Source organism: Paenibacillus plantarum (assembly GCF_013141695.1).
In the GTDB taxonomy this organism is placed as follows: Bacteria; Bacillota; Bacilli; order Paenibacillales; family NBRC-103111; genus Paenibacillus_E; species Paenibacillus_E plantarum.
The window spans coordinates 375,634-389,391 of sequence record NZ_WHNY01000067.1; the positions used below are offsets into that span (position 1 = coordinate 375,634).

General features: G+C 45.2%; 13 protein-coding genes and 1 riboswitch. Of the genes, 4 read left to right on the forward strand and 9 right to left on the reverse strand.

Annotation, left to right across the window (positions count from 1 at the left end; all coding sequences use genetic code 11):
* Positions 1–36 precede the first annotated feature (36 nt).
* Positions 37–516, forward strand: a complete 480-nt coding sequence (gene nrdR / locus GC096_RS24630) for a transcriptional regulator NrdR (RefSeq protein WP_056616650.1) — start codon at positions 37–39, stop codon at positions 514–516.
* Positions 517–600: 84 nt separating this feature from the next.
* On the opposite strand, the gene GC096_RS24635 is transcribed toward nrdR, so the two are convergent.
* Complete coding sequence (locus tag GC096_RS24635; RefSeq protein WP_171633943.1) at positions 601–1,023, reverse strand: DUF4183 domain-containing protein; 423 nt, start codon at positions 1,021–1,023, stop codon at positions 601–603.
* A gap of 282 nt (positions 1,024–1,305) precedes the next feature.
* A complete protein-coding gene (locus GC096_RS24640) occupies positions 1,306–1,494 on the reverse strand; it encodes a hypothetical protein (protein WP_171633944.1) in 189 nt (62 codons plus the stop codon).
* A 42-nt stretch (positions 1,495–1,536) separates the two neighbouring features.
* Positions 1,537–1,635, reverse strand: a riboswitch (cyclic di-GMP riboswitch).
* A gap of 84 nt (positions 1,636–1,719) precedes the next feature.
* Here GC096_RS24640 and GC096_RS24645 point away from each other — a divergent pair.
* Positions 1,720–1,893, forward strand: coding sequence for a hypothetical protein (locus GC096_RS24645; RefSeq protein ID WP_171633945.1), 174 nt, complete (start codon positions 1,720–1,722; stop codon positions 1,891–1,893).
* A gap of 53 nt (positions 1,894–1,946) precedes the next feature.
* Here the strand turns inward: GC096_RS24645 and htpG are convergent, their stop codons facing one another.
* The 4 genes from htpG to GC096_RS24665 form a co-directional block, all read right to left on the reverse strand.
* Complete coding sequence (htpG, locus tag GC096_RS24650; protein ID WP_171633946.1) at positions 1,947–3,827, reverse strand: molecular chaperone HtpG; 1,881 nt, start codon at positions 3,825–3,827, stop codon at positions 1,947–1,949.
* 317 nt (positions 3,828–4,144) lie between these two features.
* Positions 4,145–4,813: an NAD-dependent epimerase/dehydratase family protein gene (locus tag GC096_RS24655; protein WP_171633947.1), complete on the reverse strand. Its 669-nt coding sequence runs from the start codon at positions 4,811–4,813 to the stop codon at positions 4,145–4,147.
* A gap of 28 nt (positions 4,814–4,841) precedes the next feature.
* Positions 4,842–5,594: a hypothetical protein gene (locus GC096_RS24660; RefSeq protein ID WP_171633948.1), complete on the reverse strand. Its 753-nt coding sequence runs from the start codon at positions 5,592–5,594 to the stop codon at positions 4,842–4,844.
* Between the two features lie 97 nt (positions 5,595–5,691).
* Entirely contained in the window at positions 5,692–6,522 is an 831-nt protein-coding gene (locus GC096_RS24665) for an AraC family transcriptional regulator (protein ID WP_171633949.1), read from the reverse strand.
* 194 nt (positions 6,523–6,716) lie between these two features.
* Here GC096_RS24665 and GC096_RS24670 point away from each other — a divergent pair, with 194 nt between their 5' ends.
* Together GC096_RS24670 and GC096_RS24675 are read left to right on the forward strand one after the other, a co-directional pair.
* Positions 6,717–8,969: an FAD-dependent oxidoreductase gene (locus tag GC096_RS24670; protein ID WP_171633950.1), complete on the forward strand. Its 2,253-nt coding sequence runs from the start codon at positions 6,717–6,719 to the stop codon at positions 8,967–8,969.
* Positions 8,970–9,079: 110 nt separating this feature from the next.
* Positions 9,080–10,270, forward strand: coding sequence for an oxalate decarboxylase family bicupin (locus GC096_RS24675; RefSeq protein ID WP_171633951.1), 1,191 nt, complete (start codon positions 9,080–9,082; stop codon positions 10,268–10,270).
* Positions 10,271–10,359: 89 nt separating this feature from the next.
* Here the strand turns inward: GC096_RS24675 and GC096_RS24680 are convergent, their stop codons facing one another.
* The 3 genes from GC096_RS24680 to GC096_RS24690 all read right to left on the reverse strand — a co-directional run bounded on the left by GC096_RS24680 (position 10,360) and on the right by GC096_RS24690 (position 13,700).
* Positions 10,360–11,241: a carbohydrate ABC transporter permease gene (locus GC096_RS24680; RefSeq protein ID WP_246302929.1), complete on the reverse strand. Its 882-nt coding sequence runs from the start codon at positions 11,239–11,241 to the stop codon at positions 10,360–10,362.
* 19 nt (positions 11,242–11,260) lie between these two features.
* On the reverse strand, positions 11,261–12,166 hold the full coding sequence (locus GC096_RS24685; protein WP_171633952.1) for a carbohydrate ABC transporter permease: 906 nt from the start codon (positions 12,164–12,166) through the stop codon (positions 11,261–11,263).
* Between the two features lie 157 nt (positions 12,167–12,323).
* Positions 12,324–13,700 (reverse strand): ABC transporter substrate-binding protein, encoded by a 1,377-nt coding sequence (locus GC096_RS24690; protein WP_171633953.1) that lies wholly within the window; start codon positions 13,698–13,700, stop codon positions 12,324–12,326.
* Between the last annotated feature and the right edge of the window lie 58 nt (positions 13,701–13,758).

Consider the following 13,758-nt stretch of genomic DNA (forward strand, 5'->3'; position numbering starts at 1 on the left):
AATGATATTCCCAAGTGAGAAAGGAGATGAAAGCGAATGAAATGCCCGTTCTGTGACCATTCTGGTACGAAAGTGCTTGATTCCAGGTCTGCCAATGAGAATAAATCCATCCGTCGGCGTCGTGAATGCGAGAAATGCGCGCGAAGATTCACAACTTTCGAAATGGTAGAAGAAACACCTTTAATTGTGATTAAAAAAGATGGAAGTCGGGAAGAATTTAGTCGAGAGAAAATTTTACGGGGCTTAATTCGTGCTTGTGAAAAAAGACCTGTTTCCATGGAGCGACTAGAAATGCTTGTCTCCGAAGTCGAAATGCAGCTTCGTACGACGGCACATGCTGAAGTCGATAGCCTTGGCATTGGTGAAATTGTGATGGAGCAATTGTACCCCGTCGATGAAGTGGCCTACATTCGCTTCGCCTCTGTATATAGGCAGTTCAAAGACATTAACATGTTTTTGAAGGAGTTAACGCAAATATTGGGAAAGCATGATGTCGGGCTGCTCCGAGACAAATAAGCAGCACGTGCATGCTTCTAGGTAAAGCCGCGTCGTCTCATGAATGATTTCATGAGACGACGCGGCTTTATGTTTGCTTTTGAGTTAATTGGTATGAATCGTTGTTGTGACAACCAGATTGTTCGTTGTAGAAGTGGAGGTCGAGGAGGTAGTGAAGGATAATGTTTCTAAATTGACAGTGACGCCAATGGTGAGTCCCGTATTAATGACTAAACTGGCGGTCGTTAAAGTCGTCAAGTAGCCTAATTGAAGGACACCATTTACAAATACGTTGTAATACCCATTGCTGCCAGGAACCGTTAGGCTATTGGCAGGCAGGTTAGTCCCTGTGTCATCTCTAAAGCTGGAGGAAAGAATCGTTGTCACGCCTCCGAGAATGTTCCCTAATACCACATTAGCCGTGAATCGCTTGACAGACGGGGTAAGGGTGGTGGTTGTTGTGGTTGTGATGCTTCCTGTGACCACACTCGTCGCTGTTAGATGGAGGGTAATCAAGTGTTCGCTCATGGTTGTCCTCCTTTCAGGGAGTGATTATATCTTACTCTAGTATTTATTATATGATATGTGAGAAACAGCTTGTTTGATTGGGAAAATCAGAGGGTGACACGAATTGATTCGTTTTTTCCGAAATGTGACAAAAAATAAACAAAAGACAGCGCGAGGTGCGCTGTCTTTTGTTGCTTCATCAGAGAAAAGTCAATAACGACGCGCCCTCATGAGCTTTTGAAAAAAAATTATTCTAATGACATCAACCGACTGTATTTTTGTTAGCGATAAGGCATAATTCGGTTATTGAGTGCGTTTGTCCAATTCACTTCGAAGAAATTGAATAAATCGGATGGCTTCATCAGATGTTAATAGGTTGCCGCTGAATGAAAAGGAGTACATGTCCAAAATATCATCATCGGGGAGATGCAAGTTTTGGATTAAATGCTTTACGTCTATGCTCATGTTGCCGTCAATTACCATTTTATTCATGAAGCTGATTCCTCCTTTGTCGAACTGCCATTATCGGATGGAGGCGGTAGCTGGCTGACATATTGGACACTAGACAGGAAGGCCAATTTAGTCCCTTTAGCTTTGCGTCACCACTTTTCAGCGGTTTTGCCCTTATCATACCGATAACGTCTTCTATGAAAACTATATCACAGGTTAGGTTTACCATGCTATTAATTACATTAATTCGAAGGATGGTTGAAACATATGTCCGTCAATAGCGCAAAATTAAGTAAAATTATTCACGAATTGGATATTGTTAAGGTAGCGGAGGCGCTTGGTCTTGATCAGGCTCGTTTACTCGCTTATGTCTTTAATCGTCCAGAAGCTATTCACGTCTATGTGCTAGATGAGCCAGCATCTCCTTCGGATCCTTCTTAAATGTAAAAAGCACCGCAACATGGAAGTTGCAGTGCCTAATACATCGTATGGGATTATACCATGATTTTACAAATATCGTTCGTGAATTCAACTGGATCCTGCAGCGGCAGACCTTCGATAAGAAGAGCTTGATTGTACAAGAGCGCTGTGTACAGGTTCAATTTCTCTTTATCTTTCTCAAAAGCATCCTTCAAGGAAGCGAACACGTCATGATTGACGTTGATTTCTAATACTTTTTCCGCCTTAACATTCGGGTTGTTCGGCATAGCGTTCAAGATTTTTTCCATTTCGATGGTAACATCACCATCTGTAGATAAGCATACCGGATGCTTTCTCAGGCGCTTGGAAGCTTTAACGCTCGTTACTTTGCCAGCCAATAAGCCATTCATGTAGTCGAATAAATCTTGATTTTCTTTTTTATCTGACTCAGAATCGTTGGCGTTATCCTCTACATCAATACCAAGATCCCCGCTTGACACCGATCTGAATTCCTTCTCTTTGTAGGTCATAATCATTTTGATTGCGAACTCATCAATATCATCTGTGAAGTATAGAATCTCGTAGCCTTTATCGGTTACAAGCTCCGTTTGTGGAAGCTTATCGATTCTTTCCATCGACTCACCGGAAGCATAGTAAATGTACTTCTGATCTTCTGGCATTCTCGCTACATACTCGTCCAACGTGACAAGCTGTTTCTCCTTGGAGGAGGAGAACATCAAAAGATCCTGCAGAAGCTCTTTATGCGTGCCGTAGTCGCTGTAAACACCGAATTTAAGCTGTCTGCCGAAGGACTTGTAGAATTGCTCGTATTTCTCTCTCTCGTCCTTCAGGAGGCTTTGAAGTGAGCCTTTGATTTTGCTGGAAATATTCTTCGCAATTAATTTAAGCTGACGATCGTGCTGCAGCATCTCACGGGAGATGTTCAGTGACAAACTTTCGGAATCGACCATCCCTTTGACGAAGCTGAAATAGTCAGGAAGCAGGTCTGCACATTTATTCATAATGAGAACGCCGTTTGCGTAAAGCTCAAGGCCTTTCTCGTATTCTTTGGAATAGTAGTCATAAGGCATGTTTTCAGGGATAAATAGGATCGCTTGGTAGACTACCGCGCCATCTGCACTCACATGAATATGCTTAAGCGGCTTGTCGAAGCCGTAGTGTTTCTCGTGGTAGAACTTCTCATAATCATCAGGAGTAAGCTCGCTTTTGTTTTTGCGCCAGATCGGCACCATACTATTCACGTGCTGCTCTTCTTGATAGTCCTCGAATTCGCTCTCGCTGCCTTCTTTGAGACGCTTGCCCGTGATGTCCATTTTAATTGGATAGCGGATGAAATCCGAATATTTCTTGATGATCGCTTTCAGGCGATACTCGTCCAAGTATTCGTCGTAGTTATCATCTTCGGTATTCGCTTTAATGGAAAGAACAATCTCCGTACCAATTGAATCTTTCTCAGCTGGTGCAATCGTGTACCCGTCTGCGCCATCGGATTCCCACTTGTAAGCTGTGTCGCTGCCAAGCGCTTTACTTGTTACGGCAATGTGGTCAGCGACCATGAACGCGGAGTAGAAGCCTACCCCGAACTGACCGATGATGTTGTGGCCGTCTTTGGCTTCGTTCTCTTTCTTGAAAGCAAGAGAGCCGCTCTTCGCGATTATCCCCAAGTTGTTCTCAAGATCTTCTTTCGTCATCCCGATACCCGTATCGCGAATCGTTAAGATGCGATTGTCTTTATCGGCTGTAATTTTGATGAAGTAGCTATCTTTGTCAAAAACGAGCGAGTCGTCAGTAAGTGCCTTGTAGTAAATTTTGTCAATCGCATCGCTGGAGTTGGAGATAAGCTCTCTTAGAAAGATTTCACGTTGTGTGTAAATCGAATTGATCATCATTTCCAAAAGACGCTTGGATTCGGCTTGAAACTGTTTCTTTTCCACGGATAGATCTCCTTTCGATATGTAGCAGGGTTTATATAATTAGCACTCGCACGCTGTGAGTGCTATACACTAACTTTATAACATCCCTGAAATTTAATGTCAATTGGCATGGAGAGAAAATATGTGAAGATTGGCCAATAGAGAAGTGGCCGAAATGAAAATAGCCTCCCGAATGGGAAGGCTATTTTGCATGCTAGAATCAACTAGAGCCGTCTCCGACTGCTCGAAACGGCGTTCTTAACCGAATAACCGTAAAACGACAGAAAATCCATCTAATTCAAAAGTCAGTCTATCAAGAGGGCGGTTATGCCTTACCCCTATTTCCCCGACACCTCACGAATATCGGTGCTCTCCAGAATCGCTTTCGGATATCCGTCTCGCACGACGGCGATCATGGCACGGCCAATTTGCTCGGAGTCAATGACGGCATTCGGGAACCATTTCTGTAGCAGAGGGAAAATGGGACGCAAGATGACAATGAAGGTCTGGTACAGCTTGGTTTTGGATTTGACGCCATTCTTCGGCAGAATTGCGCCAGGACGGAACATGAAAGCTGACTTGAAAGGCAGCTTGAGGAGCGCATTTTCCGTTTTACCTTTGACACGTGCCCACATGCTGCTGCCTTGCTCTGTGCTATCGGTGCTGGCACCAGTCACATAGACGAAGGTCATGTTAGGTTGGATTTGGACGAGCGCGTTAGCAATACTCATGGTTAGATCGTAAGTGATTGCATGGTACTTTTCCTCGCTCATACCTACAGATGAAACACCGAGGCAGAAGAAGCAAGCATCAATACTTGAAAGCTCATCCGTTAATGCAGATAAATTAGTAATATCCTTGAGAACATGCTCACGGAATTTCGATTGCTTCTGATGCGTAGCGCTTCGACCGATCGAAACGACTTTGTTAACCTGAGGATCCAGCAAACATTCACGCAATACGCTTTGTCCGACCATCCCCGTTGCTCCAAAAATGAGAACGTTCATAGAAAGAGAGCCACCTTTCGCAAATTAATTAAGAGAGCAGAACAGCTAAGAGACATAGTAAAGTGTTTATCACCATGATGCTGATTTGGATGGGGTGCTTTTTGACAGTGGTAATAAAGTTAAGCAGTGTAGGACTAATAAAATAGGACTCGATATAAGCTTTTCCAGATATTTGAAAAATACCCGCAAACGTCAAAGATGTGGCACGCATGATCAGCCATAACCCTGGGTTCATGGTCAGGCAAACGATCAGCAAAGGGGTAGTCAAAACGGCAATATGATAAAATCCAATCTGTTGTTTAAATTCGTAAATGACGAAATCCCAGTTCCAAAGCGTGTAAGCGAGGGCCCAGAAAATCATGGCTTCATTGACGGTTATGTAATAGCTGCCAAGCCATGTACCCGTGATGACAAATGACGTCGCGATTAGAATAAGCCCCGATATGACATTGTAGTAATTCTTGTTCTTAAAATCGGTCCATGTTGCTTCCAAAATGTTAATCCGCAGCAGCCACACGATAATGGGCACTAGCCATTCACTTGGGAAGTATCCTACGAACGTCAATAAAACGAGTACTCTTCCAATGACTAAGGTTGATAGTTTTAATTTTTCGAAGAAATCCGATCGTAAGGCAAACAAAATGCAAATAGGGATAACAATATTAATCAATCCATTTGCGTAAAGTGGTGAGAAGGCGGTAAGGATGGTACCGAGGGATAAGATGGTCAAAATGATGAGAAATCCGATCCATTTGGGCAATCTCATTAGTCGTTCTGTCATGTAGGTTACATTCCTCATTTTGTATAGATGTAATGCTAGTATCATACTAAACTTGTGCGCTTCACGTATAGTTGAACTTGTTGTCTAAGACCTCCGTTCATAGTCGATGAAGCTTGCGGTAGGAAGAGGGTGTTATATGCATGCGTTTTTTGAATACTCGGCTCAAATAAAATTCGTTCTCAAAGCCGCATTGCCCAGCGATCTGCCCCAAGGTCATATCACTATCCAACAAGAGCTGCTGTACCTTCTGCAAACGTAACGTGGTTAAGTAATCGATCGGCAGCATGCCGGTCGACTTTTTGAATCGGCGGGTAAACTGCACCTGTGTCAATCCAAGTTCCGTGGCGATGTCTTTCATAATGCAGGTGGATGACGCAAGTTCATGTAGTCGTTGAGCAGCCTCATAAATTAGGGTATCCTTATTGTTCGTAATCCCTGCTGACCAAGGAGATAATGCCTCTGGGCTTGCTGAATAAGCCTCTTCCACAACCAGCATCCATAGGTCTGTGAGCACATGTTGGCGCAGGGAGGAGGCAACGTTTTCTTCGTGTTGGAACCATTTCTTCAAGTAGGCATAGTTAGATGACAGTCGATTGAGATCTTGGATGGAAATTTTCCCTGAGGGGATATCTGTTTCCATTGCTAATGGATGACCTAATTTATCGCACCATTGCAGCAGCATTACGTGAAAAGATAAGGGCTGAATCACTTCTCTACGAAAAATAACCCCCGGTGGACATAGCACCAGATCTCCGAATGCAGCAGTCCCCTCGTGCGCATTAATCTGGTAGGAGAAGCTCCCATTTTCTACGGCAAACAGTACCCAGAATTCATTCAAATCCTCCTGAAGCTGAAAGGCAGATTTCTCCCTCCAATACATGTGACTAAGCAACTTTGGTTGTGTCTGATCCGCATCTTGAAGTTGCATCGCGCTTACCTATCCTCTCTCATTCCGAATCATCATGGATATGGAATACCTACTTTCATCATAGTGGATTAGCTTGATAGAAGAAAGTCTTGTTAGTGAAATTTTGTATAAGTTATTGCTAAAAGCGTGCATGGTTTAAAGCGCTGTCAATCCTATAAAATAAAGGTAATCACAGATTTCATGGAGGTTATCCAATGAGAGAAGAATCGGTAAAAAAAGATATTACGGTCATCGGTGGCGGACTTTCAGGCGTGTGTGCAGCCATAGCTGCTGCAAGATTAGGTCAGACGGTGGCACTGATTCAAAATCGACCCATACTCGGGGGGAATTCGTCAAGTGAAGTCCGTGTGTGGGTTTGCGGAGCAACAGCGCATGGCATTAATCGATACGCACGTGAAACGGGCATTATGGGCGAATTGTTTGTAGAGAATCAGTTCCAGAATCCTGACGGGAATCCGTATCTATGGGATCTCATCGTGCTGGAAGCCGTACGCGCTGAAGTGAATATACAGCTTTTTCTTAACACCGATGTACATGAGGTGGAAGCAGATGGGGATGAGAACAATCGAATCATTCGTTCGGTTACAGGCTGGATGATGGGCTCGGAGAGGCGCATACGATTCGAGAGCGACATGTTTCTAGATTGTACAGGGGATGGCCTAATTGGATTCTTGGCGGGGGCCCAATTTCGTATCGGCCGGGAGGCGCGAGAAGAGTATCAGGAGGCGTGGGCGCCTGAGATCGCAGATGACATTACACTCGGGAGTACGATTTTATTTTATACCAAAGACGTGGGGCATCCTGTCAAATACCATCCGCCGAGTTTCGCCAAAGACATCACAATGACCTCGATCCCGATCAAACGTGTCATTCGCAGCGGCGATTCAGGCTGTCATTATTGGTGGATTGAGTGGGGCGGCGAGCTAGATACCGTACATGAGAATGAGCGTATTCGGGACGAATTATGGTCAGTTATTTATGGGATTTGGGATTATATCAAAAATTCAGGTCAATTTGATTCCGCGAATATGACGTTAGAATGGGTAGGGGCTTTACCAGGCAAAAGAGAATATCGTCGTTTCATCGGGGATTACATGCTGAACCAGAATGACATTCTAGCTCAAACGAGGTTTGAGGACACCGTCGCTTTCGGCGGTTGGTCCATTGATCTGCACCCGCCGCAGGGGATGTATTCAACGGAGAGCGGTTCGAAGCATTTGCATGCGGATGGCATCTATCATATTCCGTTTCGCAGCTTATACTCCGTCAATGTATCCAACATGTTGATGGCTGGGCGTAATATTAGCGCATCCCATGTGGCTTTCGGTACGACACGCGTCATGGCGACTTGCGCTGTGATTGGGGAGGCCGCAGGAACGGGGGCGGCGCTATGCGTTCAGAAACAAGTGACACCGCGTGAGTTGTATCAGAAACATCATAAAGAGCTCCAGCAGGTGCTGCTAAAGCAGGATGCCGCGTTGATTGGTATACGCAACGAGGATGAGCAGGATCTTGGGCGGCTGGCCAGGTTGGAGGCTTCCTCTACATTAACACGGCTGTGTGTGTCGCATGCCGTAGAGCCTAGGCGACTGATCGACGATGTGGCGGTGCTATTCCCTGTAGAACCGCAGCTAAATGGCTTTGAGCTGCTGGTGGATGTAAGCGAAGCAACGACGATTCAAGTGGAGCTGTGGGATACAGGGAGAGCGGAGAACTATGTGCCATCGATGATGATCATGCAGGCGGAGACTGCTGCGCAAGCTGGGGAACAGCAGTGGATCAGCTTTCCTCTGAGTTGGCAGCCTGACGAGACGCAGAACGCTTTCGTTATTATCAAAGCGAATGAACACGTCGTGGCCTATCATTCCACTCAACAGCACACCGGAGCGATTGCTTTTGTACGAGGAACGAAGCCGATTGTGGATCCGAAGCTAGAGAATCATCAACCGGATCAGCCGGTTGTTCAATGGAGCATGAAAAATGGCGTGGATCGCAAGCCAATCTGCTTCCGACTCACATCAGAGACGAATGCGTTCTCAGCGGAAAAGGTGACAAATGGCTATTTGCGGCCGTATGGCGCCCCGCATCAATGGATGTCGGAGCAGATGACCCCAGCCAAGGAAGAGTGGCTGGCGTTTCATTGGGACGAAGAACAAATTCTGAGGTATCTACAAGTAACCTTTAATGACAATGTGCACGAGGATTTAATTAATCTTCACGCATTCAGGACGAGTGAGGAAGTTAGAACCGAGTTGGTGAAGGACTACCGTCTAGAAGCATGGGCGGATGGGGAATGGAAAGTCCTGCAACGTGTAACAAACAATCGGAAACGTACAAGAAGGTTACAGTTGGAGGCCGCCATCGCCACGAACCGTTTGCGACTTGTCGTGGAAGCGACGAATGGCTGCCCTTGCGCGGAAGTGGTTGAAGTACGGGTGTATGGGTAGGGAATTAGGTCCTCTGGGGAGTACGATAGTAATGAACATTGAGGCAGTCTCATATATCAATTAGGATGAGATACAACGTATGTTCATCTTAATGGAGAGGAGACGACCAGATGGATACTCCGAATAGGAATCAGCGCATATATGGCAATGTACCTCAGCCGATCCGACCAGACGGAGCTGGCGGGATCGATAGCGGTCCTCGAGATGTTATGAGGGATATGGAAAACCCCAATATGTTAGTTCCGCCAGTAACAGATTCTGGCTTGCTGCCGAATTTGAAGTTTTCATTTTCCGATACGTCGATGAAATTAAATTTTGGGGGCTGGTCACGGGAAGTTACGGTCAGGGAATTGCCCATTGCAACCACGATGGCGGGTGTCAACATGAGTTTGACGCCTGGTGGTGTTCGCGAATTGCATTGGCACCAACAAGCCGAATGGTCCTATATGATTTTAGGATCAGCTCGGATCACGTCGATTGACCAAGAGGGGCGGAATTTTATTGCCGATGTGGGTCCAGGGGATCTTTGGTATTTCCCTCCTGGGCTCCCTCACTCCATTCAGGGACTAGAGCATTGTGAATTCCTCTTGGTATTTGATGATGGTAATTTCTCGGATCTTAACACAATCTCGATCTCCGATTGGTTTTCACGAACGCCGAAAGATGTGCTTTCCGCCAATTTTGGCGTTCCCATGAGTGCTTTTAACAACATTCCCAAAGAGCAAGTCTATATCTATCAAGACAAGGTTCCTGGCCCAATTGAAAGCCAGAAGGTTGAGTCCCCTTATGGGACGATTCCGCTTAGTTTCAAGCATCGACTGCTCGCGCAACCCCCGATTAAAACGCCAGGCGGCAGCGTCAGAATCGTAGATTCTACTAATTTTCCGATATCCAAAAATATTGCAGCGGCGCTTGTTGAGATTGAACCTGGCGGCATGAGAGAGTTGCATTGGCATCCGAATAACGATGAATGGCAGTACTACTTGACTGGACAGGGACGTATGACCGTTTTCGCTGGAGATGGTAACGCTCGTACATTTGATTATCGTGCTGGTGATGTGGGTTATGTGCCATTTGCTTTGGGACATTATATCCAGAATACAGGAACGCAATCCTTATGGTTTTTGGAGATGTTCAAGAGCGATCGATTTGAGGATGTGTCGTTAAATCAATGGATGGCACTTACGCCAAGCGATTTGGTTAGTACGAATTTGAACGTCGGTCCAGAGGTATTGAATGCGCTGCGCAAAGAAAAATGGCCAGTTGTGAAATATCCGGGATTTTCATATTACCCGAAATAAAAATACAAGGCTATTTCAAGTAGAATGTCTACAAGAGATAGCCTTTTCTCATTTTAACGAAAGCTTAATTCATTCCATTTTTGTGAAGGCTAGCCTTTCAAGCCCGAGCTTGCAATTCCCTCTACGAACCATTTTTGACAAACAACCACGACGATGAGCAGAGGAACAAGCCCAGAAACGGAAGCTGCCATGGTGAGCACATAATTCGTACCAAACTCTTCAACATAACTTGTTAAGCCAAGAGGAATCGTGTACAATGCTTTCTCGCGAAGCATAATGAGCGGGGTTTCATATTCGTTCCAATGCCAAGTAAAAGAGAGAATTAAGAGCGTTACGAGTGCAGGTTTGATCAACGGCAAACAAATTTGCCAGAAGGTTCGCCAGTAGCCCGATCCATCAACACGACCTGCTTCCAGCAGTTCGTTCGGAAGGCTGATGAAGAACTGACGCATCAAGAAGGTGCCGAATACGGTAAATAAACCTGGTAAAATTATGGATGCGTGTGTATTGATCAGCTGCAGCTGATCGAACAAGATGAAGCGAGGGACAAGCAACACCTGGCCCGGAATCATCATCGTTGATAAATAAAGCAGAAACAGGAAGTTACGGCCTTTGAAGCGTATTTTGGCAAAAGCGTAGCCAGCCATGGCACTCGTAAGTAGGTTACCAGCAACAGTGATTCCCGTAATTTTGATTGAATTCCAATAGAATAAATAGAAGGGATCTGTGCCGGCCCAGACTTTCTTATAATTCTCAAAATGCCATGTATTCGGAATCCAATCGATCGGATATTTGAATACTTCGCCATTAATTTTGAAAGAGGTAGATATCATCCAGAGAAAAGGCAGAATCATAACGATGGAGATCGCTCCCAAGATGATGGTAAGGAGGATCTTCAACCAGAAGCTGCCCTTTCTGAGAGTGGCCATGGTTGTTTTACGTGTAGTTTCAAGAGGTGCGATTGTTTCCATAGGGTTTGCTCCTTTACAATTAGAAGTGCTGCTGCCAACGTTTCTGGCTCTGCCATTGAATGATCGTGACAACGAAGATGATGGCGAATAGTACCCAAGAGACGGTAGCGGCATAGCCCATTTTGTAGAATCGGAATGCGAGTAAGTAAATGTGATAGGAAAGTACCATCGTCGAATCTATAGGACCACCCTGTGTCATAATGTTGACGGGTCCGAATATCTGGAAGGAGCCGATAATGAGCGTAATGGCAACGAGAAAGGTGGTCGGCGTGAGCATAGGAATGGTAATTTGGAAAAACTGACGAATTTTCGAAGCCCCATCAATATCGGATGCCTCGTACAAATCCTTGGAAATCCCTTGCAATCCGGCCAAGTAAATGACCATCGCGTATCCGATCGTTACCCACACCTGCATAATGATTATCGCGAAAAGAGCAGAATTCGGGCTCGACAACCAACCTGGTGGATGATCAATGCCAACGGACTTGAGCAACTGGTTGATCGGACCATCGGACGCACGGTACATAATGCTCCAAATGACAGATACAGCGACGAGCGAGCTGACATAGGGCAGGAAGATCAGTGTTCGCAGTGTCTGCTTGAAAAACACATACTTGTTCAGTACGACAGCAAACAGGAGTCCTATAATGATAGAGCCTGGAACGCTGACTAGTGTAAAGACCATATTATTTTTGAGCGCTTTCAGGAATTTCGGATCACTGCCCAGCGCTTTGAAATTATCTAAGCCCACCCATTCGATCCCCGCAAACCCTTTGAGATATTCCCAATCTACGAATACGAGGTACAAACTGAATAGGATCGGCAGCAATATAAAGATAAGGTACCCTGAGAAGTTGGGCAAAATGAACAGGTAGCCTGCAAGGTTTTCCCTGAATTTGGCGTTCTGCCAGAAATGTCGTTTCATTCGTAAGCCACCCTTTCGAATTCATGTGTTAACGTAACTTTACCAAGCGAATGAGTGAATTCCCATAGCGTGAACGTGATCTTTTCTGTAGTTTCATTGAAAAAACCTCCAGCAAGAATCTGCTAGAGGTTTCCAAATGACTGAGAATGAATTTGCCTTACTTTTTAGCGCCTTTGATCGTCATATCCCCACGCGTTTTCATTGTGTCCAAAGCCTTGTCAAGCGGTTGAGCACCAAGCAGATATTTCTCCATCTCATCTTTAAAGATGGCTCTTAGTTCAGTTGGAACAGGTACGTTGTAGGACGTTGGGAATGTGTAATTGCCAGCTAGCAGTGCTTTCAAGGAAGCCTCATCAATCAGATCCTTCGCATCGCCAATGAGGATTGAAGCGATTTTACCAGCATCTGCTTTTTTATTCGTTGGAATACGGCCGCCTGGAACCATGGCCATGTTGCCTTCTTGTAAGTACCAAGAGATAAATTTAAAGGCCGCATCTTTGTTCTTACTGTTTTTATTAATGGACATATAATCACCCATACCGCCGCCTGGATTAATGTTGCTCCCAGCTGTGAATTGCGGATAAGGAGCGAAAGCGACTTTGAAATCATGTGGGAAGCTCTTAATGTCTTTGATATAGCGGATGATGTAAATTTGGGAAGCCGTCATAGCAGTCTTGCCTGTCAGAAGTTCATTTTGCACAGTAATTTTACCGGCAACAGCTTCGGAATATTTCATCATAACGCCTTTGTCTTCCAAGCTCTTCTGCATTTCCAAGCCTTTCTTCATAGCTGGGTTATTGAAGTTGGATGTGCCATCCGCAGCGATTACCCAGTCTTGAGGTTTGGCTGTTTGTAGAACGGTATCCCCGAACCAACTTAAAGCTGGATCCAGCATGGTACCCTTCATTTCCCCTTTGTTAAGTTTGGTAGCCATTGCACTGAAATCGTCCCATGTCCAGGCGGTTGGGAGTTTCTCGCCGGCTGCATCTAACGCTTTCATATTGAAAAGCACAGCACCCAAATTCTTATTCGCTGGTAAATAATAATATTTACCGTCTGCGAACTTCTTGATATTAGCTGCTCCGATAATACCCTCTACGTCAAAGGATGCTTTGGCGATCAGGTCGTCCAATGGCTCTGCCATGCCAGCAGCTTGGCGTTTGGTCATATAGGCGTCACCGTAGTTCATGTAAATATCAGGTGCATCTGTATTTGAGAGAAGTGCGGTTTCGAGCTTTAGGTTGCCCGGGTCGTCATTGACATAACGTGTATATTCCACTTTAATTGTCGGATTCGCTTTATTCCATGCATCAACGGCGTCTTGTGGTCCGCTTTCTGGCGGAACACCTCCCCAGAATTTAAGGGTAACTGGTTTCTGTGATTCAGGTGTAGGCGCAGCCGTTGCTGCTACTGTTGCAGCAGGTGCGACGGATGCAGCTGCGGAAGGTGAAGCTTCAGGTGTTTTGGAGCAACCGGTTACGAGAACGCTTACAGCAAGAGCGATTGATGCCCCCATGCCAAATACTTTTTTCATTGTTTCATCCCCTTTTCTTTTGGTAGTTAAATCGTAATGCATATTTTCCCAAAAAGAC

Excerpts from the sequence above, each read along its gene's own strand:
- nrdR (WP_056616650.1), top strand. The coding sequence starts at position 37 with ATGAAATGCCCGTTCTGTGACCATTCTGGTACGAAAGTGCTTGATTCC.
- GC096_RS24635 (WP_171633943.1), bottom strand. The coding sequence starts at position 1,023 with ATGAGCGAACACTTGATTACCCTCCATCTAACAGCGACGAGTGTGGTC.
- GC096_RS24640 (WP_171633944.1), bottom strand. The coding sequence starts at position 1,494 with ATGAATAAAATGGTAATTGACGGCAACATGAGCATAGACGTAAAGCAT.
- GC096_RS24645 (WP_171633945.1), top strand. The coding sequence starts at position 1,720 with ATGTCCGTCAATAGCGCAAAATTAAGTAAAATTATTCACGAATTGGAT.
- GC096_RS24655 (WP_171633947.1), bottom strand. The coding sequence starts at position 4,813 with ATGAACGTTCTCATTTTTGGAGCAACGGGGATGGTCGGACAAAGCGTA.
- GC096_RS24660 (WP_171633948.1), bottom strand. The coding sequence starts at position 5,594 with ATGACAGAACGACTAATGAGATTGCCCAAATGGATCGGATTTCTCATC.
- GC096_RS24665 (WP_171633949.1), bottom strand. The coding sequence starts at position 6,522 with ATGCAACTTCAAGATGCGGATCAGACACAACCAAAGTTGCTTAGTCAC.
- GC096_RS24670 (WP_171633950.1), top strand. The coding sequence starts at position 6,717 with ATGAGAGAAGAATCGGTAAAAAAAGATATTACGGTCATCGGTGGCGGA.
- GC096_RS24675 (WP_171633951.1), top strand. The coding sequence starts at position 9,080 with ATGGATACTCCGAATAGGAATCAGCGCATATATGGCAATGTACCTCAG.
- GC096_RS24680 (WP_246302929.1), bottom strand. The coding sequence starts at position 11,241 with ATGGAAACAATCGCACCTCTTGAAACTACACGTAAAACAACCATGGCC.
- GC096_RS24685 (WP_171633952.1), bottom strand. The coding sequence starts at position 12,166 with ATGAAACGACATTTCTGGCAGAACGCCAAATTCAGGGAAAACCTTGCA.
- GC096_RS24690 (WP_171633953.1), bottom strand. The coding sequence starts at position 13,700 with ATGAAAAAAGTATTTGGCATGGGGGCATCAATCGCTCTTGCTGTAAGC.